Origin of the sequence: Blautia wexlerae (genome assembly GCF_013300825.1) — a bacterium.
Taxonomy (GTDB): domain Bacteria; phylum Bacillota; class Clostridia; order Lachnospirales; family Lachnospiraceae; genus Blautia_A; species Blautia_A wexlerae_B.
The window spans coordinates 1-510 of the sequence record NZ_JAAIMY010000097.1; the positions used below are offsets into that span (position 1 = coordinate 1).

Here is a 510-nt window from a genome sequence, read left to right on the forward strand (position 1 = left end):
GTCGTAACAAGGTAGCCGTATCGGAAGGTGCGGCTGGATCACCTCCTTTCTAAGGTAAGATAAGTAGAGAAATGAATGTGTTTTACTGTTGAGTTATCAAGGAGATAAAAGTTGATCCTTCTGGTGCCGATGCGGTTGGGGGAAACACCCGTTCCCATCCCGAACACGATGGTTAAGACCCAATCGGCCGATGGTACTGCACTGGAGACGGTGTGGGAGAGCAGGTGGGCGCCAGATCAAAAAAAGAAAAAACTGAATTTACCAGTGATGAGAGATTTTAAATAAAGATTTAAAGTTTCTGATGACTGATAAAAGATCAGTCAGATATGTACCTTGAAAACTGCATACATGAAATTTGATTAAAGTTAATCAAATATCCTTGATACAAAACGTTAAGAGATATGAGAGTATCTCATAAAACGCAAGATAGGAAGACATCGATAACAAAGTTATCAAAAACAATGAGAATCAAACGACCGCATCACCTACGCTAGGGTGATGAAGCGAAAG

Annotated in this window: 1 rRNA gene; it reads left to right on the top strand. The window is 40.6% G+C overall.

Going from position 1 to position 510, the window contains the following annotated elements:
- The first annotated feature begins 119 nt into the window (after positions 1-119).
- A 5S ribosomal RNA gene (rrf, locus tag G4417_RS16585) occupies positions 120-237 on the top strand.
- Positions 238-510: the final 273 nt, after the last annotated feature.